We start from the raw sequence: 24,956 nt of genomic DNA, 5'->3' as shown, positions 1-24,956 counted from the left end.
CTGTGAAAGGAAAATTTACGAACATTTAGAGGGTGCGAATAACAAATGTGGCGAGGGGATTTATCCCCGTAGTGCAACTTTCAGGGGCCGCTTCGCGCCCAACGGGGATAAATCCCCTCGCCACAGATAAATCCCTCGCCACAGGGTTTCTTCAACAGGCGCAAAGGGGTTAAACCACTTCCAGCCGAATCTTGTGCTGACTCAACAACTGCGCCAGCGCCGGCACCGGCTGCTGATCAGTGACCAGGCAATCGATCAGGCTGATCGGGCCCAGACGAATCATGGCGTTGCGCCCGAATTTGCTGGAGTCAGCCGCCAGAATCACCTGCCGCGCATTGGCGATGATCGCCTGGGACACGCGCACTTCCTGATAATCGAAGTCCAGCAGGCTGCCGTCCTCATCGATGCCGCTGATGCCGACCAGCGCAAAGTCGACCTTGAACTGGTTGATGAAATCGACGCTGGCCTGGCCGACCACACCACCGTCGCGCCGCACATTGCCACCGGTCAGCAGGACGTCGAAATCGTCCTTGGCGCTGAGCATGGAGGCTACATGCAGGTTGTTGGTGATGATCTTGAGGTGATTATGATTGAGCAACGCCCTGGCGATCGACTCGGTGGTGGTACCGATGTTGATGAACAGCGAGGCGTGGTCGGGGATCTGCGCCGCAATGGCTTCGCCGATACGCTGCTTTTCATCGCGCATCTGATCGGCGCGCATGGCGTAGGCGGTGTTTTCGACACTGGAATCATAGGCTGCGCCGCCGTGGTAGCGACGCAACAGATTGGCTTCCGCGAGCTGATTGATATCGCGGCGAATAGTCTGCGGTGTAACGACGAACAGCGTGGCCAGTTCCTCGATACTCACGTAGCCGCGTTCACGGACCAGTTCGAGGATTTGCTGCTGACGGGGAGGCAGATTCATTGGGCTTCCTTTGGGCTGCCATGCAAAATTTGCCCATGATGCCGCAGGAATCTGCTCCCGACCAGTTACAACCCTAATCCTCTCGCAAGACGGGCTTATTCATCGCCTTCATGGGGTTCCCAGTCACGGGTGCGGCTGACCGCTTTTTTCCAGCCGGCGTAGAGTTTTTCCTTCGCGGTTTCGTCCAGCGCCGGCTCGAATTCACGTTCGATCACCGCCTTGCCGCGCAACTCGTCCAGGCTGCCCCAGAAGCCACACGCCAGGCCCGCCAGATAGGCTGCGCCCAGTGCGGTGGTTTCGCGCATTTGCGGACGCTCGACCTGGGTGCCAAGGATGTCGGCCTGAAACTGCATCAGGAAATTGTTCGCCACCGCACCGCCGTCCACGCGCAGGGCTTTGAGGCGTTCGCCGGAATCCTGTTGCATGGCGTCCAGAACGTCGCGGGTCTGGTAGGCAATCGATTCCAGCGCTGCACGAATGATGTGATCCACGCGTACGCCGCGGGTCAGGCCGAACAGCGCGCCACGGGCATACGGGTCCCAGTACGGAGCGCCCAGGCCGGTAAAGGCCGGGACCAGGTATACGCCATTGCTGTCTTTGACCTTGTTGGCGAAATACTCGGTGTCATGGGCGTCGTTGATGATTTTCAACTCGTCGCGCAACCACTGCACGGTCGAACCGCCGTTGAACACCGCGCCTTCGAGTGCGTAGGCGACTTCACCGCGAGGGCCGCAAGCGATGGTGGTCAGCATGCCGTGCTTGGATTTCACCGCTTTGTCGCCAGTGTTCATCAGCAGGAAGCAGCCGGTGCCGTACGTGTTTTTCGCTTGTCCTGGCTCGACGCACATCTGGCCGAACAGAGCCGCCTGCTGGTCACCGGCGATACCGCCGATGGCGATGCCGCTTTTGGTGTGGCCGTAGATTTCGGACGAAGATTTAACTTCCGGCAGCATCTCGCGGGGGATATCCAGCACGTCGAGCATCTTCGCATCCCACTCCAGCGTGTGGATGTTGAAGAGCATGGTGCGCGAGGCGTTGGTGTAGTCGGTGACGTGCACTTTGCCGCCGGTAAATTTCCAGATCAGCCAGCTGTCGACAGTGCCGAACAACAACTCACCCTTGCGCGCACGTTCGCGGCTGCCTTCGACGTTGTCGAGGATCCACTTCAATTTGGTGCCGGAGAAGTACGGGTCGGTGACCAGTCCGGTGGTCTCGCTGATGTATTGCTCGTGGCCATCGCGTTTGAGCTGCTGGCAGATTTCAGTACTGCGGCGGCACTGCCAGACGATCGCGTTGTAGATCGGGCGGCCGGTGGTCTTGTCCCAGACCACGGTGGTTTCGCGCTGGTTAGTGATACCGATGGCGGCGACCTGGTCGTGATGCAGGCCGGCTTGGGCCAGGGCCTCGACCATCACCGCGCTTTGCGTGGCGAAAATTTCCATCGGGTCATGCTCGACCCAACCGGCTTGCGGGTAATGCTGGACGAATTCGCGCTGGGCGGTGCACACCACGTTTGCATCACGGTCGAAGATGATCGCGCGCGAACTGGTCGTACCCTGATCGAGGGCAATGATGTAGTTCTTATTCTGAATGTCGGTCATGTCGATTGCCTTGGACGAAATAAGGGAGTGAGGTCAGGCGCGGGACCAGATTGGCAGGATCACGCGCCTACGGTATCAAGAAGTTCGTGGTTTGCCGTCAATGGCCGGTGCTGCGTCCTTTGTAGCAGGTTGGGTGCCGGGCAAATGCCGGGCAATCAGCCCGCGATAAGCTGCAGCACCGAGGCAGGCACCGACGATCGGTGCAAAAACCGGAATCAGGAAGTAAGGGATGTCGCGCCCGCCGGTTAAGGAAATCTCACCCCAGCCCGTAAAGAAAGTCATCAGCTTGGGCCCGAAGTCGCGCGCCGGATTCATCGCAAAACCGGTCAAAGGCCCCATCGAACTGCCGATCACTGCAATCAGCAAACCGATCAGCAAGGGTGCCAACGGCCCTTTGGGCAAGCCGTTGTTATCGTCGGTCAGGGACATGATCACGCCCATCAGAATGGCCGTAATGATCATTTCAACCAGAAACGCCTGGGCTGTGGACAGGGCTGGGTGCGGGAACGTGGAAAACACTGAGGCCAATTCAAGACTGGCCTGGGTGCCGCGCACCATATGGTGCGTTTGTTCGTAATCGAAGAATAAATTGCTGTAGAGCGTGTAAACCAACAAGGCCCCACAGAAGGCGCCCGCTACCTGAGCCAGGATATAGAACGGCAGTTTGCGCTTTTCGAAGTCGGTGAACATGCACAGCGCAATACTGACGGCCGGGTTGAGGTGCGCGCCTGAAACCCCGGCGGTCATGTAGATCGCCATGCTCACGCCAACACCCCAGATGATGCTGATTTCCCACAAGCCAAAGCTGGCACCTGCAACCTTGAGTGCAGCCACACAACCGGTGCCGAAAAAGATAAGCAGGGCAGTACCCAGAAACTCGGCCATGCACTGGCTCGAGAGTGGCGGTTGTTGTAAAGCAGTTGTCATTGAAAACCTCGTTGTTGTTTTTGTCTGGGTGCTGCGAAGGAATATTCTTGCCGTATTCGTATTCGAAAAAATATAGACAAGAAACACTGCTGTCAAAGGTCGAAAGTGAACCGTCGGTCACATTTCAACTATTAGTCAGGTGAATGATCCTATTGTTCACGGCGCAGGCTTAATGTGGACGGACGGTAAAATGAGTGGCAAGTCCAATGAAACGGGGCTGAGATAGAGCCTTTTACGGGTCAATGGCCTAGAATCCAGCACGATATTTTTGTATCGCCGACCAGTCTGGAGCTGTCATGACCCCCGCATTGGATTTGTTGAAAAAAGTTCGAGCCGAACATCGCGTGCACAGTTACGAACATGATCCCAAGGCTGCGTCTTATGGATTGGAGGCTGCGGAGAAGCTGGGGCTCGACCCGGCACAGGTGTTCAAGACTTTGCTGGCGGCCAGTGAGAAGGGTGAGTTACTGGTGGCTGTAGTGCCCGTCGTTGGCAGTCTTGATTTGAAAGGGTTGGCACATGCGGCGGGGGTAAAGAAAGTCGAGATGGCGGACCCGGCGGCGGCTCAGCGGTCGACGGGTTATCTGCTGGGTGGCATCAGTCCGTTAGGGCAGAAGAAACGCCTGCGCACGTTTATCGACAATTCGGCCCAGCCGTTTGCGAGTATTTTTGTCAGTGCGGGGCGAAGGGGGCTTGAAGTGGTGCTTGCGCCTGCGGTGCTGGCGGAGCATACCCAAGCGACGTTTGCGGATATCGGCAGGGCATAACTTGGAATGGGCATGCGCCCAAATCCATTGTGGGAGTGAGCCTGTTCGCGATGGCGTACTGTCAGTCGACAAATCATTGACTGAAGCACCGTCATCGCGAGCAGGCTCACTCCCACAGTTTAGATCTACAGATGTCAGCTGGTTGTGCTGTACCGGCGGACGCCTGACTCGACTGCCGGTATCTGCGCCGCGGTGCTACCGGTTGCCTGGAACAACACCAGGTGTTCGGCCGCAACGCGAATGCCCACTTCGGCACCGACCAGATGATCCGCGTGACTTGGGAAGATCGATTCCAGCTGCGTGCCGGTCGGTAGCTGCAACCGATACAAGGTTGATGCGCCGAGGAAGGTCTTGCCAGTGATGCGTGCTTTCAGGGCGCTGTCCGGTGCATAAACGATATCGTCTGGACGCAGCAGCACATCGACCGCGCCACCTACCGGCCAGGTGTAGGCGCGGTTGCCGCGCAGTTCACCCAGTTCGGTCTGCACCGATTCCGGGCTGTTCAGCTGCCCGCGAATGAAGTAACCCTGACCGATGAAACTGGCAACGAAGGGCGTCAGCGGCTCGTGATACAGGTTGTAGGGCGTGTCCCATTGTTCCAGGCGACCCTCTTTGAAAACCCCGACGTGATCGCTCACTGCAAAGGCTTCTTCCTGATCATGGGTGACCAGGATGGCGCTGGTGCCGCGAGCCTTGAGAATGTCGCGCACTTCATGGCTGAGCTTGCGGCGCAACTCGCCATCGAGGTTGGAGAACGGTTCATCGAGCAGCAACAATTGCGGCTCCGGCGCTAGTGCGCGGGCCAGGGCCACGCGTTGTTGCTGACCACCGGACAACTCATGGGGAAAGCGCTTGCCGAGATTCTTCAGGTTCACCAGTTCGAGCAATTCTTCGGTGACGCGTTCTTTCTGCGGGTGCTTGCGGATGCCGAATGCGATGTTTTCGGCCACGCTCAAATGCGGAAACAGTGCGTAGTCCTGGAACACCATGCCGATACGGCGTTTCTCTGGCGCAAGCGTGAAACCGGCGCTGGAGATCGTCTCTCCGGCCAGTTGGATTTCACCTTCATGCACCGGTTCGAACCCGGCAATGGCACGCAAGGTGGTGGTCTTGCCGCAACCCGAAGAGCCGAGCAGGCAGCCGATATCACCCGCGTTCAAATGCAGATTGAGATTCTGTACCACGCGCTGATCTTGATAGCCGCAGGCGAGGTTGCGCAGGTTAAGCAGTAATGGCTGGCTCATGCGTGGTGGTACGAAGGCGGGACGAGAAACTCAAGCAAGGCCTTTTGTGCGTGCAGACGATTTTCGGCCTGATCCCAGGCCACGGAGCGCTTGTCGTCGAGCAGGTCGAGGCTGATTTCTTCGCCACGGTGAGCGGGAAGGCAATGCATGAACAAGACGTCCGGAGCGGCCAGGTCGAGCAAGGCCCGGTTGACCTGGAACGGTGCGAACAGCTTCAGGCGCTTGGCGGTCTCTTCTTCCTGGCCCATGGAGGTCCAGACGTCGGTACTCACCAAATGTGCACCGCGCACGGCGTCTTTCGGATCGCGGACGATGGTCACACGATCGCCGGCCTTGGCCACGAATTCAGCGTTAGGCTCGAAACCTTCCGGGCAGGCAACGCGCAACTGGAAGTCGAACTGGATCGCCGCTTCTATATAGCTGTTGCACATGTTGTTGCCGTCGCCGATCCAGGCCACGGTCTTGCCCTGGATCGAGCCACGGTGTTCGAGGAACGTCTGCATGTCGGCCAGCAACTGGCACGGGTGCAGGTCATCGGACAGGCCGTTGATCAGCGGAACACGGGAGTTGGCAGCGAATTCGGTCAGGGTGCTGTGGGAAAACGTACGGATCATCACGGCATCGAGCATGCTCGACATCACAATGGCGGCATCACCGATCGGCTCGCCACGACCCAGTTGGGTGTCACGGGGCGACAGAAAAATCGCCTGGCCACCGAGCTGGATCATGCCGGCTTCGAAGGAAATACGGGTACGGGTCGAGGACTTCTCGAAAATCATCCCGAGAACGCGGTTTTTCAGAGGCTCGAACAGTACGCCGCGGTTACGCAGGTCCTTGAGCTCAACGCCTCGACGGATCACGCTGATTAGCTCTTCGGGCGTGCAATCCATCAGGGAGAGAAAGTGCCTTGCGCTCATCATTGACTACCTTTTTGCAACAGACCGCAGATACTCAAAGCCTTGTTTAACTGAAAAACGGGCGAGACCTGCGGCGTAAGCCGCACGGGGCGACGAAATAGGGGAAGGCGCGATCTTATAATTAAATGTCGCGTCTTACCAATAGGGCTACGGTTTTTAGGGGATTTCAGAGGGGCTACGGGGAGACCGCAGTAGCGCTTTTGAAGCCTGTTTCCTGACAGCAGCCCGCCATTTGTACACTGTGCTTGCGGGGCTTTGCAATCTTGCAGGGCGGGCAGAGGGGCATCGCCGGTCGGTTTGCGACCTGTCATTCGGCAAGGCGTATGGAGCCTGTGTCTCGTCTGAAACATTTGCTAAAGCAAAGTGCTGGGTTATAACTACCTTTCGAGCGACGCAGGAAGCTTCCGGAATGGAATCGAAAGAACAGCAATTAATGGAATTACTCAGCCTCACGGCCCGCTCACTGACCCATCTCACGGCCTCTATGACCTCGATGTCCTTCGAGTTGATGCGCAGCCATGACGAAGTCACAAAAGCAGCCGGCAGGCGCATGATCGATCGCATGGCCACCATCAGTACCGGACTGGACGAGCATTGGCGCCTGATCGGTGAACTCACGGGGGTGCATGTCGCCCAGGAGCAGATCGAGACCGTCCAGGAGATCCAGCTGCAGGCACCCCCCAGGCTTCCACCGAACTGATCTGCATGAAGGGTCAGTCGCGCTGATCAGTGGCGCTCATCGGCTGGCCTGATGGCCGCCGATTCACAAGACGAACGTCGCTGGCGCACTCGCGGGTCTGGCGCCATAGTTTTGTTCCCGCGGCCGTTATTGCCCGCTCAGAACAAAACAGAGACTGGCCATGACCAAGACTCTCCATCACCGTGCGTGCCACCTGTGTGAGGCCATTTGCGGCCTGACCATCGAAACCACCGACGTTGACGGCGCCGGCGTGCAGATTACCTCGATCAAGGGGGATGCGCAGGACACGTTCAGTCGCGGTCACATCTGTCCCAAGGCCGTTGCGCTGCAGGATATCCAGAACGATCCGGACCGCCTGCATCAGCCGATGCAACGTGTGGGAAGTGAATGGCAGCCCATCGAGTGGGAAGATGCCTTCAACCTGATCGCCGAGCGCCTTGCCGCGATTCAGGCGCGTCACGGGCAGAATGCGGTGGCGGTCTACCAAGGCAACCCCAGCGTCCACAACTACGGGTTGATGACCCATAGCAATTACTTTCTCGGGCTGTTGAAAACCCGAAACCGGTTTTCCGCGACGTCGGTGGACCAGTTACCGCATCACCTCACCAGCCATTTGATGTACGGCCATGGCTTGCTGTTGCCGATCCCGGACATCGATCACACCGATTTCATGTTGATCCTTGGCGGCAATCCGCTGGCGTCCAATGGCAGCATCATGACCGTGCCGGATGTGGAAAAACGCCTGAAGGCTATTCAGGCACGGGGCGGCAAAGTGGTGGTGGTCGATCCGCGTCGCAGCGAAACGGCGGCGATGGCCGATCAGCATCTGTTCGTGCGTCCCGGTGGCGATGCGGCGTTGTTGTTCGGGTTGCTCAACACCTTGTTTGCCGAAGGGCTGGACTGCGAAAGCCATCTGCCGGTGGACGGTCTGGATGAAGTGCGTGAGGCGGTCAGCCGGTTCACCGCCGAGGCCATGAGCCCGCTGTGCGCGGTGCCGGCCGAGCAGATCCGGCAGCTGGCTCGCGATTTTGCTGCGGCACCTACGGCTGTTTGCTATGGACGCATGGGCGTGTCGACCCAGGCGTTCGGCACGTTGTGCCATTGGCTTGTGCAATTGATCAATCTGGTCACCGGTAATCTTGATCGGGTCGGTGGTGCGCTCTGCACCGAACCAGCCGTGGATCTGGTGGCATCTACGTCGGGAGGGCATTTCAATCTGTGGCAAAGCCGTGTCTCCGGGCGTCCGGAGTACGCTGGCGAGCTGCCGGTGTCGGCCTTGGCCGAAGAAATGCTTACCGAAGGGGAAGGGCAAGTACGCGCGCTGATCACGGTGGCGGGCAATCCGGTATTGTCCACGCCCAATGGCCGGCAATTGGAGCAGGCGCTGGACGGGCTGGAGTTCATGGTCAGCATTGACCTGTACATCAATGAAACCACACGCTATGCCGACCTGATCCTGCCCTCCACCTCGGCCCTGGAAAACGATCATTACGACACGACGTTCAACATGTTCGCCGTGCGCAATGTCAGTCGGTTCAATCGCGCCATTCTCGCCAAGCCTGAAGGTGCTTTGCACGATTGGGAAATCTTCGTCGGGTTGGCCAAGGCCTTTGCCAGCAAGACCGGCAAGGAGCTGAAACCGACCATTGCGCCGGCCCAGATGATTGATCGGGGCTTGCGGATGGGGGCGTATGGCGATGCGTCGCCGCATAAGTTGTCGCTGGCGACTTTGTTCGATCACCCTCACGGTATCGATCTGGGTGCCCTGAAATCCAACCTGGCGCCGCGTTTGAAAACTGCCAATCAGCGTGTTCAGGCCGCGCCTCCAGCGATTCTCTCGGACCTGGTACGCTTTGCAGCCTTGCAGGCGCCTGCTCCCGATGAGTTGTTGATGATTGGCCGGCGTCACGTGCGCAGCAACAACTCGTGGATGCACAACTATCACCGACTGGTGAAAGGCAAGCCGCGTCATCAACTGCTCATGCACCCTGAGGATCTCGCCAGCCGCGGCCTTGACGACGGTCAGCGCGTGCGTGTCGGTTCTCGGGTCGGGGTCATCGAAGTGGAAGTGGTTGCCAGCCTGGACATGATGAAAGGCGTGGTCAGCCTGCCCCACGGGTGGGGGCATGCGCGGCCGGGCGTGCAGATGACAATCGCCAGTGGTCAGCCAGGCTCCAGCGCCAATGACCTGACTGATGAATGCCAGCTCGACGAATTGTCGGGTAATGCGGCGCTCAACGGGGTGCCGGTGACCGTGGTGGCGGCGTGATCGTGTCTGTCGGGGAGACCGAGCATAGCGCTCGGGTTTCCGTTACAATGCGCCACCGTGCCGACCTCTGAGTCGGAAAGTTCAGCCGAGGTGCTCCATGGATATCATCGAAACGATTAAAGAGCAGATTGCTAACAACACCATTCTGCTTTACATGAAAGGCTCGCCGAATGCCCCCCAGTGTGGCTTCTCCGCAAAAGCTGCACAGGCTGTGATGGCATGTGGTGAAAAGTTCGCCTACGTGGACATCCTGCAGAACCCGGAAATCCGTACCAACCTGCCAAAATACGCCAACTGGCCAACCTTCCCGCAACTGTGGGTCGGTGGTGAGCTGGTCGGCGGTAGCGATATCATGACCGAGATGGCTGCGGACGGTTCGTTGCAGAGCACTATCAAGGCTGCTGTCGAAGCAGCTGCTGCGAACAAGACTGAAGCCTGATTGGTCTGAATACCGGTGTCGGTTAAATCCGAAACCCCTGTATCGAAAAGCCCTCGTACCTTACGGTTTCGGGGGTTTTTCACATTCAGCAGAGACCACAAGTCACCTGTAGGAGCGAGCTTGCTCGCGATGGTCGTCAACGATAACGCGTCCTGTCTGGATGCACGCGGTGCCTCACGTCCATCGCGAGCAAGCTCGCTCCTACATAGGATCGTGTAATAAAAAAAGCCCCGCCTCTGTAAAAGAGAGCGGGGCTTTTTTGTTGTCTTGAGATTAGCGGGCGCTAATTACTCTTCGCCCATCTGCGATTGCAGATAGTTCTCAAGACCCACTTTATCGATCAGGCCCAGTTGGGTTTCCAGCCAGTCGATATGTTCTTCTTCAGACTCAAGGATATCTTCGAGCAGTTCACGGCTACCGAAGTCACCTACGGTTTCGCAGTGAGCAATCGCTACTTTCAGATCAGCGTGACCGGTACGTTCGATACGCAGGTCGCACTCAAGCATTTCCTGGGTGTGCTCGCCGATCTGCAGCTTACCCAGGTCCTGGACGTTCGGCAGGCCTTCAAGGAACAGGATGCGCTTGATCAGCTTGTCCGCGTGCTTCATCTCGTCGATGGATTCGTGGTACTCGTGCTTGCCGAGCTTGTTCAGGCCCCAATCTTCGTACATGCGCGCATGCAGGAAATATTGATTGATCGCGACCAGCTCATTGGCAAGGATCTTGTTGAGATGCTGGATGACTGTAATGTCGCCTTTCATGATGGGGTCCTGCCCTTTATTAACTGTCTATACGGCAGAGTTTGAGCCGCGTTATTAAGAGTGTCAAACCTAAGTTATTGAAAGTTAAGTGAAAATTAATCGGAATAAGAATGTTTGTGTTCCGCGTCTGGCGCCTAAGCGATTGATTTGCAGGCATAAAAAAACCGGACATCAAGTCCGGTTCTTTAAATAGGGTGTTTTAAGCGGCAGTAAATTCTACAGGGAAAGGTATCGCGGCCTGTGCCGTTTGCAATTTGGTCAGGGTTTCACGCACCACCTCCTTGGCAAGGCAGGCGCATTTACCGCATTGACTGGCTACGCCGGTAGCCTGGCGGACTTCCTTGTAGCTGCAGCAACCTTCATAGATTGCATCGCGAATTTGTCCGTCGGTGACGCCAGTGCAGAGGCAGACATACATAAGTGATAACCGTCGCTGGTTGTGACTCAATTGCGATGGATCTTAATGTTAACGAGAATGATTGTCAAAGTGGTTTCTGAAAGCTTCGCGTTATAAGCGCCCATCCCTGACGAACGGTTGGCTATAGCATTTTTCACGCAGAAGCAATTTGGCAGCGTTGAAAAATCCGTTGAGGACAGGTCAAAAACGCAGTGTATGATGGCCGGTCCTTATGAAGCGGGTTCGTGTCACAGGGCTGTCGCCTGAAGGTGGCAGGCTGGCGCAAACCCGGAACTTCACGTTTTTACACCAGGAGATATTCAATGAGCGTACTCGTAGGCAAACAAGCCCCTGACTTCACCGTACCGGCTGTACTCGGCAATGGCGAAATCGTCGACAGCTTTACCCTGTCGTCGGCCATCAAAGGCAAATACGGCCTGGTGTTCTTCTACCCGCTGGACTTCACCTTCGTTTGCCCGTCCGAGCTGATCGCTCTGGACAACCGCATGTCTGACTTCAAGGCACGCAACGTTGAAGTGATCGCCGTGTCGATCGACTCGCACTTCACCCACAACGCCTGGCGCAACACCCCGGTGAACAACGGTGGTATCGGCGAAGTTCGTTACACCATGGCTGCCGACCTGAAGCACGAAATCGCCAAGGCTTACGACGTTGAATCCGAAGGCGGCGTGGCTTTCCGTGGCGCGTTCCTGATCGACGACAAAGGCGTTGTCCGCTCGCAGATCATCAACGACCTGCCGCTGGGCCGTAACATTGAAGAGCTGATCCGTCTGGTCGACGCTCTGCAATTCCACGAAGAGCACGGCGAAGTTTGCCCTGCCAACTGGAAAAAAGGCGACAAAGGCATGACCGCTTCGACCGAAGGCGTCGCGGCTTACCTGACCGAAAACGCGGCTGCCCTGTAAGGCGCGTTTCTGGCATAAAAAAACCGGCCTCTGAGGCCGGTTTTTTTGTGGGCGGATAAATCAGCAACAGCAATCAGTCGTTGAAATCTTCCCAGCCACCCATTTGCTTCCAGCGATTGACGATGCCGCAGAACAGCTCGGCTGTCTTTTCGGTGTCGTAGCGGGCCGAGTGGGCCTCGCGACCGTCGAAATCGATGTCAGCGGCCTGGCAGGCCTTGGCGAGCACGGTTTGACCGTAGGCCAGGCCTGCAAGCGTTGCAGTATCGAAGCTGGAGAACGGATGAAACGGGTTACGTTTCATGTCCAGGCGCGCTACCGCAGCGTTGAGAAAGCCCAGGTCGAAAGAGCTGTTGTGACCGACCAGGATCGCCCGTTTGCAACCGTTGGCTTTCAACGCCTTGCGGATGCCGCGGAAAATATCGGTCAGTGCAGCTTCTTCGCTGACAGCCATGCGCAGCGGATGATCGAGTTTGATCCCGGTAAATTCCAGCGCCGCCGCTTCAATGTTCGCGCCTTCAAAAGGCTCTACACGGAAGAAGTAGGTGTGGTCGGGATAAACAAAGCCCTTTTCGTCCATGCCGATGGTTGTTGCAGCGATTTCCAGCAAGGCGTCAGTGGCAGAGTTGAAACCACCGGTTTCAACGTCGACAACAACTGGCAGGTATCCACGGAAGCGAGCAGCCATTGGGTGGCGCGAACCACCTCCGCCACCTTGACCGTCCTGTTCGTCGTCGAAATGGTCTTCACTCACGCGTGTTCCTCCAGCAGGCGCCAGCGCAGTTTTTCACCGGCGCGCAGCGGGATAACGGTCAGCTCGCCAAATGGCAGGCTGGTAGGGGCGGTCCATTCATCACGGACCAGGGTAATGCGATCGGTATTGACCGGCAGGCCGTAGAAGCGCGGGCCGTTCAGACTGGCAAAGGCTTCGAGCTTGTCCAGCGCGTTGCGTTGCTCGAACGCTTCGGCGTACATCTCGATCGCTGCATAAGCGGTGTAGCAACCTGCACAGCCGCAAGCGGCTTCTTTCGCGTGCTGGGCATGCGGCGCCGAATCAGTGCCGAGGAAGAACTTTTCGCTGCCGCTGGTGGCGGCGTCGAGCAGGGCTTCCTGGTGGGTATTGCGCTTGAGAATCGGCAGGCAGTAGAAGTGCGGGCGAATCCCGCCAACCAGCATGTGGTTGCGGTTGTACAGCAGGTGATGAGCAGTGATGGTCGCGCCGACGTTGGCCGAGGCCTCGTTGACGAACTGCACGGCGTCCGCGGTAGTGATGTGTTCAAACACTACCTTGAGCGTCGGGAAGCGCTCGACCACACGACGCATGTGCTCGTCGATGAAGATCTTCTCGCGGTCAAAGACGTCGACGTCACCGCGGGTGACTTCACCGTGAATCAGCAAGGGCATCCCGACTTCGGCCATGGCCTCTATCGCAGGGAAAATCTTGTCGATGCTGGTGACGCCAGAATCCGAGTTGGTGGTCGCGCCGGCCGGGTACAGCTTGGCGGCGTGAACAAATCCGCTGGCCTTGGCCTCGCGAATTTCTTCGGGCTGGGTGCGGTCGGTCAGGTAGAGAACCATCAGCGGTTCGAAACGGCTACCGGCCGGACGTGCGGCCAGAATTCGCTGGCGATAGCCATCGGCTTCAGCAGCGTTGCGTACCGGAGGAACCAGGTTGGGCATGATGATGGCGCGACCAAAGGTGCGCGCGACATCCGCGACGGTATTGGTCAACACGGCACCATCGCGAAGATGAATATGCCAGTCGTCGGGACGCAGCAGGGTCAGGCGGTCGGACATGAGGGGATTCCAGGCGGGTCAAACTGAGGGGAATGCTACCGGAAAAGACTCTTCCAGGCACTCGCTATCAAGTTTTGCCGCAAGCTTCCGATATCCAACAGGTATGCCGTAAACAAGTCTGTGTCGGTCTTTTTGTTGTAGAAGCCAGTGGAGCCTCCCGTGCGCCAGCGTTATTTAGCCTTGCTCAGTGTGTTTGCCAGCGTTCCTGCCATGGCGCTCACTTTCCAGACGCGCCTGGAGAGCATCGAGTGGACGGTCGAAGGGGACAAGTTCGAATGTCGTCTGACTCAACCGATTACCGACTTCGGCGCTGGTGGATTCGTCCGCCGTGCTGGAGAACAGGCGACTTTTCGTCTGACGGCCTTCAACGCCATGATTGGCGGCGGTTCGGCGACCTTGCTGGCTGCCGCCGCGCCCTGGCAGCCGGGCCGTGGCGATATCAACCTGGGGTCTGTGCGCATCGGGAGTGGCAACGTTTTGTTTGACACTTCGCAGGTACAGGCCGGGCGTTTGATCAGCGGCTTGCTGGACGGCCGAAGCCCGGTGATCCGGCATTCATCAGGCGATGGCCGGGTATCGGAAGTGCGACTGCTGCCGGTCAGGTTCAGCCAGGCGTTCAATGAATACCAGAGCTGTGTGGCCAAGCTGCTGCCGAAGAATTTTGAACAGATCCGGCAGTCCCAGGTAGGTTTTTCCGGCGAAGGCCTGGACCTGGACGCGCGAGCCAAGGCCCAGTTGCAGGTGATGCTGGAGTTCATGAAGGCTGATCCGACGGTCAATCACATCGAACTGGACGGTCACTCCGACAACAGTGGCAATCGCCTGACCAACCGTGACCTCTCGCGACGTCGTGCCCTGGCGGTCATGGAGTTCTTCAAGGCCAATGGCGTTCAGGAATCGCAGATCACCATGCGCTTTCATGGCGAACGTTATCCTGTGGCCCCTAACAACAGTGCCGCTAACCGCGCGAAGAATCGCCGGGTTGCCGTGCGCCTCGAAAGGGTGGCGCCCACGGAGAAGGCCACGCCGCAAGTCGCTCCCCAAATCACTGCGCCCGGCAGTACGTCTGCAACATCCTGACTTGCCGGTCATCGTCGCGCTCTCGACAGAATCTGTCGCTTCGTCGTCATAAGCTGTCGCGCCTCTGTAAATTATTGCGCATGACCGGTAGACTCGACGGCTTTCCGTAGAACCCCGTGGAGTGATGGCATGGCGGACGTAAACAAGGTCGTTCTGGCGTATTCCGGCGGCCTGGACACTTCGGTGATCCTCAAGTGGCTGCAGGATACTTATAACTGTGAAGTGGTGACGTTCACCGCTGACCTGGGTCAGGGCGAAGAGGTCGAACCTGCACGCGCCAAGGCTCAGGCCATGGGCGTCAAAGAGATCTACATCGACGATTTGCGCGAAGAGTTCGTGCGTGATTTCGTTTTCCCGATGTTCCGCGCCAACACCGTTTACGAAGGCGAGTACCTGTTGGGTACTTCCATCGCTCGTCCGTTGATTGCCAAACGCCTGATCGAAATCGCCAACGAAACCGGCGCTGACGCTATCTCCCATGGTGCTACCGGCAAGGGTAACGACCAGGTTCGTTTCGAACTGGGCGCTTACGCCTTGAAACCAGGTGTGAAAGTGATTGCCCCTTGGCGTGAGTGGGACCTGCTGTCCCGCGAGAAGCTGATGGATTATGCCGAGAAGCACAATATTCCGATCGAGCGTCACGGCAAGAAGAAATCCCCGTACTCGATGGACGCCAACCTGCTGCACATCTCCTATGAAGGCGGCGTGCTGGAAGACACCTGGACCGAGCACGAAGAAGACATGTGGAAGTGGACCGTCTCCCCGGAGAAGGCTCCTGACAAGGCTCAGTACCTGGAACTGACCTACCGCAATGGCGACATCGTTGCACTGGACGGCGTCGAGATGACCCCGGCCACCGTTCTGGCGACCCTCAACAAAATCGGTGGCGAGCACGGTATCGGCCGTCTGGATATCGTGGAAAACCGTTACGTGGGCATGAAGTCCCGTGGCTGCTACGAAACCCCGGGCGGCACCATCATGCTGCGCGCTCACCGTGCGATCGAATCGATCACGCTGGACCGTGAAGTGGCTCACCTCAAAGACGAGCTGATGCCAAAGTACGCGAGCCTGATCTACACCGGTTACTGGTGGAGCCCTGAGCGCCTGATGCTGCAACAGATGATCGATGCCTCCCAGGCACACGTGAACGGTGTTGTACGTCTGAAGCTGTACAAAGGTAATGTGATCGTTACAGGTCGCAAGTCCGACGAATCGTTGTTCGATGCCAACATTGCGACCTTCGAAGAAGACGGCGGTGCCTACAACCAGGCGGACGCGGCGGGCTTTATCAAGCTCAATGCGTTGCGCATGCGCATTGCCGCGAACAAGGGCCGGAAGCTTTTCTGAGCCCTTTGAGCGTTCACCCCGCGCAGTGATGTGTGGCCTTGTCATCGACAAGGCCACACAGTCGAAAAAAGAAATGTTCCATTTGAATGCGCTGCGTTTTCTCGTGCGCTTTCCAATTCCTTCCCGTTTTATCTCTCTGGTTGTGTCTCAAGGCTATTGGTTGCCATGAGCCAAGGGACAGTTTTGTTCCATGATCGTCAGGTCATTTGAGCTCAAATTGAAAGAAGCGCAGAACGTGCTGCTTTTTTTTACGTGCTTGAAATTATCGAGCGCACTCGCTTTCAGCAAAACCTCCGAATCCGCACACGTGATGAATACGATTGCACGGGCTGGTTTTCCCGGTTCGTCCTGAATGTTCTCCACTGAAGCGTTGATGACAGCTTTTTTACTGACCCCCCGCACGTCGACGATATAGAGATCCTTGAGACGCTTGGGAAAACGAATGTAATGCTCCATCGGTTGGGGTATGTGCAAACCTGCCTCGCTTGGCGCTTTGGCTTCGCGCGTCTGCGAGCGCTCGTTGCCCATGACTTTCAGGAAATGTTTGCTCTTTTCAAAGTCGGCAGGCGCATAGAGTGAGCGGTAGTTGAAATTTAGCGTGGCGAAGAACAGCAGCAGTAAATAAAAAGGGAAACTGATTAGAAACCAGACATAAATCTCTCGTTCCGAATCGTCGAGAAAGGGCAGAGAGATAGCCGCTGATGTTTCAGACAGTGTTGCGAATATGGCGATAACTGTCATGGGGTTGGTTATTCGCTGTTTGAGTTTGTCCATAATTTTTTCTCATTTGTTTTATCTTTTTCTCGATGGGTTAATGGTTTTTTAGAACGGTGCAGTGAATCAACTGGCGCTTTGATTTTAGAATGGATTATTTTTTTTATAGTAGTCGTTGGGTGGTGTCGAATGGGGTGATTTGCGGGGTGCGGTAATTTTAGTATGAGATATGATTATCCAGGAACTCCGGCTTCTTTATCGTAATCTATTGTGAGGTCAATATTGCATTGGCAACTCGCGTTTTTGTTAGTATGTTTGTTGTTGTGAATAGATACAAAAACTATAAAAAAAAGAAATATTAGGAGACTATTTATACTTCAGAGGGGCTGTTCAGAAGGTTTTTTTGTAGGATAAATCTTTAAAATTTGTAGGAAGCGTCTCTCGGTGCAGGCGAGCGGGGGGCATGCCATGCCATGGGCGAAACGACTAGGCTATTGTGCTGGTTCTAAAAATTCGAACAGCGAAATTGGACTTGCCCATGAATAAAGTGCTGATCGTGGATGATCACCCCGTCATTCGTCTTGCGGTACGTATGCTGATGGAGCGTCATGGCTACGAGGTCGTTGCCGAAACCGATAATGGCGTGGATGCATTGCAGCTGGCTCGTGACCATATGCCGGATATTGTCATTCTGGATATCCATATACCAAAGTTGGACGGACTTGAAGTTATCGCGCGCCTGGTATCGACAGCAATGCCGATTAAAGTCCTGATTTTAACGTCGCAGGCTCCGGGGCATTTTTCAATGCGTTGCATGCAGTCTGGCGCCGCAGGATATGTTTGCAAGCAGCAGGATCTTACTGAGCTGCTTAGTGCAATAAAGGCCGTGTTGTCAGGTTACAGCTACTTTCCGAACCAGGCCTTGCACACCGTGCGTTCCAGTTTGGGAAATGCCAGTGAAGCGGACATGGTGGATCGCTTGTCCGGACGAGAAATGATGGTGTTGCAACAGTTGGCTCGAGGTAAAACCAACAAGGAGATTGCCGATGGAATGTTTCTCAGCAATAAAACGGTCAGCACGTACAAGACCCGGCTGCTATTGAAGCTTAATGCTCGCTCACTGGTTGACCTGATCGAGCTGGCACAACGCAATGGTCTGGTGTGATTGATCTCGCGTTCATCAAGGTTTCGCACCTGTTAAAAAGCCTCCGTTTCGGGAGGCTTTTAGGTGTCATAGGTCAAAATCGTAATCGGCCAATTGCTTCTGCAGTCGGCGCTCCTCCAGCATATTGTCGATGGTACGGCGCTTGCTGAGGTTGGTCTTTGCCACTTCCACTACCGGTTCAGCGTCTTCGGCTTCAACGGCTGTGAAGTCTTCTTCTACGTCCAATTGCTCTTTGCCAGTGCTCATAGGTTAACTCCAGGCTAAGACTGCCGTTGGCGCCTCTTATAGCGATAATCTCCCTGCGGGTAAAAAAGATTTTTTCAATCGATGTATCAATAAAACCAATAGCGGCTCAATCGTCCGAAGTCTTGTGCTTGTATTCGCACAAATCTTCGATGCGACAGCTCCCGCAGCGAGGCTTGCGGGCCAGGCAGACATAGCGGCCATGGAGGATCAGCCAATGGTGAGAATCGAGCAAATATTGCTTCGGCACGAACTTCATCAGTTTGTTTTCCACCTCGACCACATTCTTGCCAGGCGCAATGCCGGTGCGGTTGCTGACCCGGAAAATATGAGTGTCTACGGCCATGGTCAGCTGACGGAACGCGGTATTGAGCACGACATTCGCCGTCTTGCGACCCACCCCTGGTAGCGCTTCCAACTCCTCGCGAGTCTGCGGCACTTCGCCGCCGTGACGTTCCACGAGCAAGCGACAGGTCTCGATCACATTTTTCGCTTTGCTGTTGAACAGGCCGATGGTCTTGATGTACTCCGACAGCCCCTCGACACCCAACGCATGAATGGCTGCTGGGGTATTCGCCACCGGGTAGAGTTTGGCGGTGGCCTTGTTGACGCCCACGTCGGTTGACTGCGCCGAGAGAATCACTGCGATCAGCAGTTCGAACGGCGAGGAGTAGGCCAGTTCAGTTTTCGGTTCCGGGTTGTCTTCGTGAAGCCTGCGAAAAATTTCCAGCCGTTTTGCTGCATTCATGGACAGTACGTTTCCCCGAAGGAGGTCAGTGTGATGAGGTCGGTCGGGCCCAAGCCTGCCAGGCGGCGATCAGCAATCCGAGCAGGATAAAGCCGCCGGGTGCCAGGGTGGCTAGCCGCAACCCGCTCGTGCCGAGTAGTTCACGCAGCAGTCCGAGGCCGACCATCAATGCGCCGAACAGGACGCACAATCGAAGGCGATCACGCCAGGCACTCTGGAAAAAACCGGAGTGGTCCAGAATGACGCACTGCAGAGCTATCAATCCGGAGTAGATTCCGAGGTGTTGGTGCCATTGCAGTGACCAGGCCCGTGCGGCAAATTCCGCGCAACCGGTCAGCGTCGCCGCCAGTAATACCCCCGTCATCAAATGGGTCGCAGGCATCAAACGGGATCTCACGGCATTCATGCTCAGGCCGAAGGCCAGGGTCACCACCATAAACATCAGCCACACGCCCAGAGCAGTCATCCACGAGCCCGTAGCACCGATCAATGGCGCGAGCATCAGCGAGTTCCGCAGTGACGATGTCTTACTCATGGCTGTTAACCCCGATCAACGCTTGTCGATGTTCATCGAAATAACGCAACGCATCATGGATCGCATTGATCGCAGCGCGGGAGGTGATGGTCGCCCCCGTTATCTGATCGAATTGCCCCTGATCCTTTTTCAGCGCCCAGCCATTGTTGCCGGTGTCAGCCAGAGACAGGCCGGAGAACACCTGAAGCCAACCATTCGGCCATTCGGCGATTCGCGCACCCAGCCCGGAGGTTTCGGATTGCTTGAGCGTTTTGACGCCCAGCAACATGCCATTGACGTCGATGGCGATCAGCAGCTCGAGAGTACCTGCGTAACCGGTAGTCTGGCTGCGCAGCAATACGGCGCTCGGTTGACCGGCTTTGGTCGCGCGATAGCCAGCCAGCAGCGTGCTGTTGGCCAATGTGTGGTCGGTGAGTGTGAGCGGTAGTTCCAGCGGTTGATTGTCGTAGCTGTCAGGCGAAAGCATGTCCAGCAGGTTACGACTGTCGATCAGGCGTTGTTGCGCGGCGATCCCCGGGGCGCTGACATGCTGCGCGAAGTACGTCGCAGCCATGCCCAGACCTGCAATCAACACCAGGATCACACCACTCGTTGCACGGTTCACGGCGTAATCCTTTCCTGTCTCGATGTGACCAGTCGCTCCAGCGCCGGTACGCAGAGGTTCATCAATAGGACGGCAAACGCCACACCATCGGGATAACCGCCCCATGTGCGGATCAGGTACGTGAACAGTCCCACACCCGCACCGAACATCAAGCGGGCGCCGGGGCTTTTGGGGCCGGACACCGGCTCGGTGGCAATGAAGAAAGCGCCCAGCATGGTCGCGCCGGTGAGCAGGTGAAACAGCGGAGACCCATTGGAGTCAGAGCCCGAGCCGTTCCAGCACACCAGGCTGATGACGAACAGGCTTGCCAGCATGCCGACAGGCGCATGCCAGCTGAACACCCGCCGTTGCAGCAGAAAAACGCCACCCGCGAGGAACGCCAGGTTGACCCATTCCACGCCACGTCCGCCAAAGTGACCGAACGCAGGGTTGCCCGCGAACAGTTCGTCCACGGTCAGGCTTTTGTTGATGCGCAGGTTGTCCAGTGCGGTGGCTTGAACCCAGGCATCCGGTGACGGGCCGGAGCTGAAGCCGAAGACCTGCTGCAAACCGCCCATCAGGTCCATACCGTGGGACGATGGCCAATGGGTCATCGGTTGAGGAAAGCTCACCATCACCAAGGCGAAACCGAGCATGGCCGGGTTAAACGGATTGCTACCGACTCCGCCGTACAGGTGCTTGCCGAGCACCATCGAAAAGCTCGCGGCGCTGACGGTCAGCCACCAAGGGCAATAAGGCGGCAACGCCAACGCCAGTAAGGTCGCGGTGACCAGCGCGCTACCGTCCCACACGTTCACCGAAATCGGGCGCTTGCGCAGTTGCAGCCACACCGCTTCAACGGCCAGCGCGGTGACAGCGGCGAGAATCAGATTGATCAGTACGCCCCAGCCATACAGCAAAAACATCGTCAGCATGCCTGGCAAGGTCGCCAGCAACACCAGCTTCATGGCCTGCTGCAGACGCTCGTCGACCGATTCAAGGGGTGGCATAGCTGTCCACCAGGCGCTCGGCTTCGTTCAGCGCACGTTCCAATGCCTCGATCTGCTCCGGCGGCAACTCGCTGGATTGCGCCTTCTTTAGTTCGGCGCGACGCATGGCCAACTGGATTTTTGCCCGATTCAGCTCAGCATTTTTCGCCGGGGGAGCCGGCGTCGGCAGGGCCGCTGCACCGTCTTCCAGTGTTGCCAATGCCTGTTCGGCCGCCTCGAATTGCTGCTGCAGGATGATCAACTGCGACTGCTGATCGAAGGTGGGAGGGTGCCCAAACGCCTTGAGTGATTTATTCAACTGCGCGCGGCTCATGGCCAGATCGATCTTGGCTTTTTTCAGAGCCGCGTCGGCGTTGGCAGCCTTTTGTGCCCGAACGCGTTCCAGTGCGGCCTGCACCGGATCGAGCGTCGAGGCGCTGGGCTGTGGCGCGGTTCGATGCGCACGGGCCTGACGCTCGGCCAGTTTCTGTTCTTCTTCACGATGCAAACGGGCATTGCGCTGCTCGAAGCGACGCCGTGCGTGATTGCGCTTAACGGCTCGCGAGCGTTGTTCTTCAAGGCTGACAGCCAGCCCGCCGACAATCGGTACAACCGTCGCCAGCGGCAGCGGACGCATTTCGATGCAATCCACCGGGCAAGGTGCTACGCACAGATCGCAACCGGTGCATTCGTCGATGATGACCGTGTGCATCAGTTTCGCCGCGCCGACGATCGCATCCACCGGGCAGGCCTGAATGCACTTGGTGCAACCGATGCACTCGGCTTCCCGAATATAAGCAATTTGCGCCGGCGCTGAACCGCGGCTGGTATCCAGTTCCAGCACCGGTACTTTCAACAGGTCGGCCAGGGCCGCGATGGTTTCACTGCCGCCGGGAGGGCATTTGTTGATCGACTCTCCGCCGGCAATGCCTTCGGCGTAGGGTTTGCATCCGGGATGACCGCATTTACCGCATTGGGTCTGCGGCAAGAGGGCGTCGATGCGTTGAATCAGACTCATGTTTTGATCAGTCCGGTAAATCCGAGAAAAGCCACTGCAATCAGGCCGGCGCTGATCAGATCGATCGGCAGGCCACGAAAGGGCAGGGGGACATCGTTATCGAGCGTGCGTTGGCGCAAATCGCTGAACAGGCTCAGCACCAGCCAGAACCCCAACCCGGCACCCAGGCTCAGCGCCGTAGCGTGGATAAAGCCCTTGTCGTCCTGAACGTTGATCAGCATTAACCCCAAGAGTCCGGCGTTGCCTAGCACCAGTGGCCAAAGTCCCTGGAAGGAAAGCTGTGGCAGCAGTCGCGTCAACAACGTCAGCAGCGGAGTTATCAACAGGACGTTTAGCGACAGGAACACGAACAGACTCAACGATGTCAGCTCCAACGGCACCAACACCCCCTGATAGAGCGTATAACCGAGCACGCCGACCACCAGCATCAGGCTGGTCGTTGCGATGCCCAGTGCATGGACCTGTTGGCGCTGGGCGCCGAACAGTGGATCGACGCCCAACGGCCAGTGCAACACGAAGTTGTTGATCAGGGCAGCGCTGATGAGTGTCAGAAGCGTCTCGGTCATGATCGTTTGCCTGAAGCGTTTTTATGCGCTGCGCAATAGCTCCAACAATAGTATGGGCCAGACATGAAAATCCCACAGGCGCGCCGGGCACGACTGTGGGATAGGGTTGTAGCGCAAACTTACTTGATGCGCTGACCTGGCTTGGCGCCGCTGTCCGGGCTGAGCAGGTAAATTTCTTCACCGCCAGGACCGGCGGCCATCACCATGCCCTCAGAGATGCCGAACTTCATTTTGCGCGGCTTGAGGTTGGCGATCATCATGGTCAGGCGACCGTCGAGCTTGGACGGGTCCGGGTAAGCACTCTTGATCCCGGAGAACACGTTACGTTGCTCCCCACCGATGTCCAGGGTCAGGCGCAGCAGCTTGTCGGCACCTTCCACGTGTTCGGCTTTTACGATCAGGGCAACACGCAGGTCGACTGCGGCAAAGGCATCGAAATCGATTTCCGGCGACAGCGGATCCTTGGCCAGTTCGCCATCGGCAACGGGCACAGCGTTGCCGGTGTCGGTCTGGCTGGCCGTCAGGTCTTCTTTCGAAGCGTCGGTCATGACTTGCACCTTGACCGGATCGATTCGGGTCATCAGCGGCTTGAACTCGTTCAGCTGATGGTTGCCGAGCAAGGTCGCGTGGTCGTTCCAGGTCAGCGGCGCGACGTTCAGGAACGCCTCGGCGTCAGCGGCCAGCAGTGGCAGCACAGGCTTGAGGAAAATCACCAACTGGCGGAACAGGTTGATGCCGGTGGCGCAGATGGCCTGGACTTCTTCCTGCTTGCCTTCCTGTTTGTTCAACGACCACGGAGCCTTGTCGGCGATCCAGGCGTTGGCGCGGTCGGCCAGTCCCATGATTTCGCGCATGGCCCGGGCAAAGTCGCGGGCTTCATAGGCGTCGGCAATGCTTGGCGCTGCGGCCAGGAACGCATCGGTCAGCTCGGGCGCGGCGTTGGTGTCGACCAGCACACCGGCATTGCCTTTATTGATGAAACCGGCACAACGGCTGGCGATGTTGACGACTTTACCGACCAGGTCGGAGTTGACCTTCTGCACGAAGTCTTCGAGGTTCAGGTCCAGGTCGTCGACGCCACGGCCCAGCTTGGCCGCGTAGTAGTAGCGCAGGTATTCCGGCGACAGGTGATCCAGGTAGGTCCGGGCCTTGATGAAGGTGCCGCGGGACTTGGACATTTTCTGACCATTGACGGTCAGGTAGCCGTGCACGTTGATGCCGGTCGGCTTGCGCAAACCCGCGCCTTCGAGCATGGCTGGCCAGAACAGGGCGTGGAAATTGACGATGTCCTTGCCGATGAAGTGATACAGCTCGGCGGTCGAGTCCTTGGCCCAGAACGCGTCGAAATCCAGGTCCGGACGACGGGCGCAAAGGTTCTTGAAGCTCGCCATGTAGCCAATCGGCGCGTCCAGCCAGACGTAGAAATATTTGCCGGGCTCGTCCGGAATCTCGAAGCCAAAGTACGGCGCATCGCGGGAGATGTCCCACTGTTGCAGGCCGGCATCCAGCCATTCGGCGATCTTGTTGGCAACGGCGTCTTGCAGGGTGCCACTGCGGGTCCAGGCTTGCAGCATTTCCTGGAAGTCCGGCAGCTTGAAGAAGAAGTGCTGGGAATCCTTCAGCACCGGAGTGGCGCCGGAGATCGCCGACTTCGGATCTTTCAGGTCGGTGGGGGCGTAGGTCGCACCACATTTTTCGCAGTTGTCGCCGTACTGGTCTTCCGTGCCGCATTTAGGGCAGGTGCCCTTGATGAAGCGGTCGGCCAGGAACATTTTCTTTTCCGGGTCGAAGTACTGGGTGATCGAGCGCTGGGCGATGTGACCGGCGTCACGCAGCTTCAGGTAGATCTGACTCGACAGCTCACGGTTTTCTTCGGCGTGAGTGGAGTGGAAATTATCGAAGTCCACCAGGAACTCGGCAAAGTCGGCGCTGTGTTCAGCCTGGACGTTGGCGATCAGTTGTTCCGGGGTGATGCCTTCCTTTTCCGCGCGCAGCATGATGGCCGAACCGTGGGCGTCGTCGGCGCAGACATAGATGCATTGGTTGCCGCGGTGCTTCTGGAAGCGCACCCACATATCGGTCTGGATATATTCCAGCATGTGGCCAAGATGGATCGAACCATTGGCATAGGGCAGGGCGCTGGTGACGAGGATCTTGCGTGGCTCGGACATGGGGCTCGGCTACTTGATGAAACGGAGGTCGGCCACTATAAAGCGCCGGCGCATATTTTTCACCCCGTGTGCCTGTATCCAAATGCCCTGACCGAAAAAATTGTTGTTTCGGATGAGTGCGGTGCAGGGG

General features: G+C 57.3%; 26 protein-coding genes. 8 read left to right on the top strand and 18 right to left on the bottom strand.

Annotated elements, in window-relative coordinates; all coding sequences use genetic code 11:
- Positions 1-169: 169 nt before the first annotated feature.
- The 3 genes from GBC55_RS11830 to GBC55_RS11820 form a co-directional block, all read right to left on the bottom strand.
- Positions 170-925 carry a DeoR/GlpR family transcriptional regulator gene (locus GBC55_RS11830; protein WP_162439403.1) on the bottom strand — a complete coding sequence of 252 codons (756 nt, stop codon included), beginning with the start codon at positions 923-925 and terminating at the stop codon, positions 170-172.
- A 95-nt stretch (positions 926-1,020) separates the two neighbouring features.
- Positions 1,021-2,526 carry a glycerol kinase GlpK gene (glpK, locus tag GBC55_RS11825; RefSeq protein ID WP_162439404.1) on the bottom strand — a complete coding sequence of 502 codons (1,506 nt, stop codon included), beginning with the start codon at positions 2,524-2,526 and terminating at the stop codon, positions 1,021-1,023.
- Positions 2,527-2,601: 75 nt separating this feature from the next.
- Complete coding sequence (locus GBC55_RS11820; RefSeq protein WP_162439405.1) at positions 2,602-3,453, bottom strand: MIP/aquaporin family protein; 852 nt, start codon at positions 3,451-3,453, stop codon at positions 2,602-2,604.
- 296 nt (positions 3,454-3,749) lie between these two features.
- Between GBC55_RS11820 and ybaK the strand changes: the two genes are divergently transcribed.
- The gene (ybaK, locus tag GBC55_RS11815; protein WP_162439406.1) at positions 3,750-4,220 is read left to right on the top strand and encodes a Cys-tRNA(Pro) deacylase; all 471 of its coding nucleotides are present in this window, start codon (positions 3,750-3,752) and stop codon (positions 4,218-4,220) included.
- Between the two features lie 134 nt (positions 4,221-4,354).
- Here ybaK and GBC55_RS11810 read toward each other — a convergent pair whose 3' ends face one another.
- Together GBC55_RS11810 and argF are read right to left on the bottom strand one after the other, a co-directional pair.
- Entirely contained in the window at positions 4,355-5,464 is a 1,110-nt protein-coding gene (locus tag GBC55_RS11810; protein WP_162439407.1) for an ABC transporter ATP-binding protein, read from the bottom strand.
- Positions 5,461-6,381: an ornithine carbamoyltransferase gene (argF, locus tag GBC55_RS11805; protein ID WP_162439408.1), complete on the bottom strand. Its 921-nt coding sequence runs from the start codon at positions 6,379-6,381 to the stop codon at positions 5,461-5,463. Before argF ends, GBC55_RS11810 begins: the two co-directional genes overlap by 4 nt.
- 409 nt (positions 6,382-6,790) lie before the next feature.
- Between argF and GBC55_RS11800 the strand changes: the two genes are divergently transcribed.
- From GBC55_RS11800 to grxD, 3 genes are all read left to right on the top strand, one after another.
- Complete coding sequence (locus tag GBC55_RS11800) at positions 6,791-7,081, top strand: hypothetical protein (RefSeq protein ID WP_162439409.1); 291 nt, start codon at positions 6,791-6,793, stop codon at positions 7,079-7,081.
- Between the two features lie 160 nt (positions 7,082-7,241).
- Positions 7,242-9,350: a molybdopterin oxidoreductase family protein gene (locus tag GBC55_RS11795; protein WP_162439410.1), complete on the top strand. Its 2,109-nt coding sequence runs from the start codon at positions 7,242-7,244 to the stop codon at positions 9,348-9,350.
- A 97-nt stretch (positions 9,351-9,447) separates the two neighbouring features.
- On the top strand, positions 9,448-9,789 hold the full coding sequence (grxD, locus tag GBC55_RS11790) for a Grx4 family monothiol glutaredoxin (protein WP_162439411.1): 342 nt from the start codon (positions 9,448-9,450) through the stop codon (positions 9,787-9,789).
- Between the two features lie 287 nt (positions 9,790-10,076).
- Here the strand turns inward: grxD and bfr are convergent, their stop codons facing one another.
- Positions 10,077-10,550, bottom strand: coding sequence for a bacterioferritin (gene bfr, locus GBC55_RS11785; protein WP_017340571.1), 474 nt, complete (start codon positions 10,548-10,550; stop codon positions 10,077-10,079).
- A gap of 199 nt (positions 10,551-10,749) precedes the next feature.
- On the bottom strand, positions 10,750-10,968 hold the full coding sequence (locus GBC55_RS11780) for a bacterioferritin-associated ferredoxin (RefSeq protein ID WP_008057530.1): 219 nt from the start codon (positions 10,966-10,968) through the stop codon (positions 10,750-10,752).
- A gap of 302 nt (positions 10,969-11,270) precedes the next feature.
- On the opposite strand from GBC55_RS11780, the gene GBC55_RS11775 reads away from it, so the two are divergent.
- On the top strand, positions 11,271-11,873 hold the full coding sequence (locus GBC55_RS11775) for a peroxiredoxin (RefSeq protein ID WP_064679479.1): 603 nt from the start codon (positions 11,271-11,273) through the stop codon (positions 11,871-11,873).
- 73 nt (positions 11,874-11,946) lie between these two features.
- On the opposite strand, the gene rnt is transcribed toward GBC55_RS11775, so the two are convergent.
- Positions 11,947-12,624, bottom strand: a complete 678-nt coding sequence (gene rnt, locus GBC55_RS11770; RefSeq protein WP_162439412.1) for a ribonuclease T — start codon at positions 12,622-12,624, stop codon at positions 11,947-11,949.
- Complete coding sequence (gene pyrC, locus GBC55_RS11765; RefSeq protein ID WP_162439413.1) at positions 12,621-13,667, bottom strand: dihydroorotase; 1,047 nt, start codon at positions 13,665-13,667, stop codon at positions 12,621-12,623. The genes rnt and pyrC overlap by 4 nt, the downstream gene beginning before the upstream one ends.
- 159 nt (positions 13,668-13,826) lie before the next feature.
- Between pyrC and GBC55_RS11760 the strand changes: the two genes are divergently transcribed.
- The gene (locus GBC55_RS11760) at positions 13,827-14,747 is read left to right on the top strand and encodes an OmpA family protein (RefSeq protein ID WP_162439414.1); all 921 of its coding nucleotides are present in this window, start codon (positions 13,827-13,829) and stop codon (positions 14,745-14,747) included.
- Between the two features lie 129 nt (positions 14,748-14,876).
- On the top strand, positions 14,877-16,094 hold the full coding sequence (locus GBC55_RS11755; protein ID WP_008155574.1) for an argininosuccinate synthase: 1,218 nt from the start codon (positions 14,877-14,879) through the stop codon (positions 16,092-16,094).
- Positions 16,095-16,247: 153 nt separating this feature from the next.
- Here the strand turns inward: GBC55_RS11755 and GBC55_RS11750 are convergent, their stop codons facing one another.
- The gene (locus GBC55_RS11750; protein ID WP_162439415.1) at positions 16,248-16,868 is read right to left on the bottom strand and encodes a hypothetical protein; all 621 of its coding nucleotides are present in this window, start codon (positions 16,866-16,868) and stop codon (positions 16,248-16,250) included.
- A 478-nt stretch (positions 16,869-17,346) separates the two neighbouring features.
- Here GBC55_RS11750 and GBC55_RS11745 point away from each other — a divergent pair, with 478 nt between their 5' ends.
- Positions 17,347-17,973, top strand: coding sequence for a response regulator transcription factor (locus GBC55_RS11745; protein WP_162439416.1), 627 nt, complete (start codon positions 17,347-17,349; stop codon positions 17,971-17,973).
- A gap of 66 nt (positions 17,974-18,039) precedes the next feature.
- Here the strand turns inward: GBC55_RS11745 and GBC55_RS11740 are convergent, their stop codons facing one another.
- The 8 genes from GBC55_RS11740 to metG all read right to left on the bottom strand — a co-directional run bounded on the left by GBC55_RS11740 (position 18,040) and on the right by metG (position 24,826).
- Positions 18,040-18,219 carry a hypothetical protein gene (locus GBC55_RS11740; protein WP_162439417.1) on the bottom strand — a complete coding sequence of 60 codons (180 nt, stop codon included), beginning with the start codon at positions 18,217-18,219 and terminating at the stop codon, positions 18,040-18,042.
- Positions 18,220-18,325: 106 nt separating this feature from the next.
- A complete protein-coding gene (gene nth / locus GBC55_RS11735; RefSeq protein ID WP_162439418.1) occupies positions 18,326-18,964 on the bottom strand; it encodes an endonuclease III in 639 nt (212 codons plus the stop codon).
- Positions 18,965-18,989: 25 nt separating this feature from the next.
- A complete protein-coding gene (locus GBC55_RS11730) occupies positions 18,990-19,499 on the bottom strand; it encodes an Rnf-Nqr domain containing protein (RefSeq protein WP_162439419.1) in 510 nt (169 codons plus the stop codon).
- Positions 19,492-20,103, bottom strand: a complete 612-nt coding sequence (locus GBC55_RS11725) for an RnfABCDGE type electron transport complex subunit G (protein ID WP_162439420.1) — start codon at positions 20,101-20,103, stop codon at positions 19,492-19,494. Before GBC55_RS11725 ends, GBC55_RS11730 begins: the two co-directional genes overlap by 8 nt.
- A complete protein-coding gene (locus GBC55_RS11720; protein WP_162439421.1) occupies positions 20,100-21,092 on the bottom strand; it encodes an RnfABCDGE type electron transport complex subunit D in 993 nt (330 codons plus the stop codon). Before GBC55_RS11720 ends, GBC55_RS11725 begins: the two co-directional genes overlap by 4 nt.
- Positions 21,079-22,089: an electron transport complex subunit RsxB gene (rsxB, locus tag GBC55_RS11715; protein ID WP_162439422.1), complete on the bottom strand. Its 1,011-nt coding sequence runs from the start codon at positions 22,087-22,089 to the stop codon at positions 21,079-21,081. The genes GBC55_RS11720 and rsxB overlap by 14 nt, the downstream gene beginning before the upstream one ends.
- Positions 22,086-22,655, bottom strand: a complete 570-nt coding sequence (locus tag GBC55_RS11710; RefSeq protein WP_162439423.1) for an Rnf-Nqr domain containing protein — start codon at positions 22,653-22,655, stop codon at positions 22,086-22,088. The genes rsxB and GBC55_RS11710 overlap by 4 nt, the downstream gene beginning before the upstream one ends.
- 119 nt (positions 22,656-22,774) lie before the next feature.
- A complete protein-coding gene (gene metG / locus GBC55_RS11705; protein WP_162439424.1) occupies positions 22,775-24,826 on the bottom strand; it encodes a methionine--tRNA ligase in 2,052 nt (683 codons plus the stop codon).
- Positions 24,827-24,956: the final 130 nt, after the last annotated feature.

The sequence above is a fragment of the Pseudomonas sp. TNT3 genome, from assembly GCF_010095445.2.
Classification (GTDB): Bacteria; Pseudomonadota; Gammaproteobacteria; order Pseudomonadales; family Pseudomonadaceae; genus Aquipseudomonas.
This window is presented reverse-complemented; position numbering and strand designations above follow the sequence as displayed.

Coding starts and splice junctions, on each gene's coding strand:
- metG (WP_162439424.1), bottom strand. CDS start 24,826: ATGTCCGAGCCACGCAAGATCCTCGTCACCAGCGCCCTGCCCTATGCC.
- glpK (WP_162439404.1), bottom strand. CDS start 2,526: ATGACCGACATTCAGAATAAGAACTACATCATTGCCCTCGATCAGGGT.
- grxD (WP_162439411.1), top strand. CDS start 9,448: ATGGATATCATCGAAACGATTAAAGAGCAGATTGCTAACAACACCATT.
- GBC55_RS11745 (WP_162439416.1), top strand. CDS start 17,347: ATGAATAAAGTGCTGATCGTGGATGATCACCCCGTCATTCGTCTTGCG.
- GBC55_RS11810 (WP_162439407.1), bottom strand. CDS start 5,464: ATGAGCCAGCCATTACTGCTTAACCTGCGCAACCTCGCCTGCGGCTAT.
- bfr (WP_017340571.1), bottom strand. CDS start 10,550: ATGAAAGGCGACATTACAGTCATCCAGCATCTCAACAAGATCCTTGCC.
- ybaK (WP_162439406.1), top strand. CDS start 3,750: ATGACCCCCGCATTGGATTTGTTGAAAAAAGTTCGAGCCGAACATCGC.
- GBC55_RS11800 (WP_162439409.1), top strand. CDS start 6,791: ATGGAATCGAAAGAACAGCAATTAATGGAATTACTCAGCCTCACGGCC.
- GBC55_RS11750 (WP_162439415.1), bottom strand. CDS start 16,868: ATGGACAAACTCAAACAGCGAATAACCAACCCCATGACAGTTATCGCC.
- GBC55_RS11710 (WP_162439423.1), bottom strand. CDS start 22,655: ATGACCGAGACGCTTCTGACACTCATCAGCGCTGCCCTGATCAACAAC.
- GBC55_RS11780 (WP_008057530.1), bottom strand. CDS start 10,968: ATGTATGTCTGCCTCTGCACTGGCGTCACCGACGGACAAATTCGCGAT.
- GBC55_RS11820 (WP_162439405.1), bottom strand. CDS start 3,453: ATGACAACTGCTTTACAACAACCGCCACTCTCGAGCCAGTGCATGGCC.
- argF (WP_162439408.1), bottom strand. CDS start 6,381: ATGAGCGCAAGGCACTTTCTCTCCCTGATGGATTGCACGCCCGAAGAG.
- GBC55_RS11795 (WP_162439410.1), top strand. CDS start 7,242: ATGACCAAGACTCTCCATCACCGTGCGTGCCACCTGTGTGAGGCCATT.
- nth (WP_162439418.1), bottom strand. CDS start 18,964: ATGAATGCAGCAAAACGGCTGGAAATTTTTCGCAGGCTTCACGAAGAC.
- GBC55_RS11755 (WP_008155574.1), top strand. CDS start 14,877: ATGGCGGACGTAAACAAGGTCGTTCTGGCGTATTCCGGCGGCCTGGAC.
- rsxB (WP_162439422.1), bottom strand. CDS start 22,089: ATGAGTCTGATTCAACGCATCGACGCCCTCTTGCCGCAGACCCAATGC.
- GBC55_RS11830 (WP_162439403.1), bottom strand. CDS start 925: ATGAATCTGCCTCCCCGTCAGCAGCAAATCCTCGAACTGGTCCGTGAA.
- GBC55_RS11730 (WP_162439419.1), bottom strand. CDS start 19,499: ATGAGTAAGACATCGTCACTGCGGAACTCGCTGATGCTCGCGCCATTG.
- GBC55_RS11740 (WP_162439417.1), bottom strand. CDS start 18,219: ATGAGCACTGGCAAAGAGCAATTGGACGTAGAAGAAGACTTCACAGCC.
- pyrC (WP_162439413.1), bottom strand. CDS start 13,667: ATGTCCGACCGCCTGACCCTGCTGCGTCCCGACGACTGGCATATTCAT.
- GBC55_RS11775 (WP_064679479.1), top strand. CDS start 11,271: ATGAGCGTACTCGTAGGCAAACAAGCCCCTGACTTCACCGTACCGGCT.
- GBC55_RS11720 (WP_162439421.1), bottom strand. CDS start 21,092: ATGCCACCCCTTGAATCGGTCGACGAGCGTCTGCAGCAGGCCATGAAG.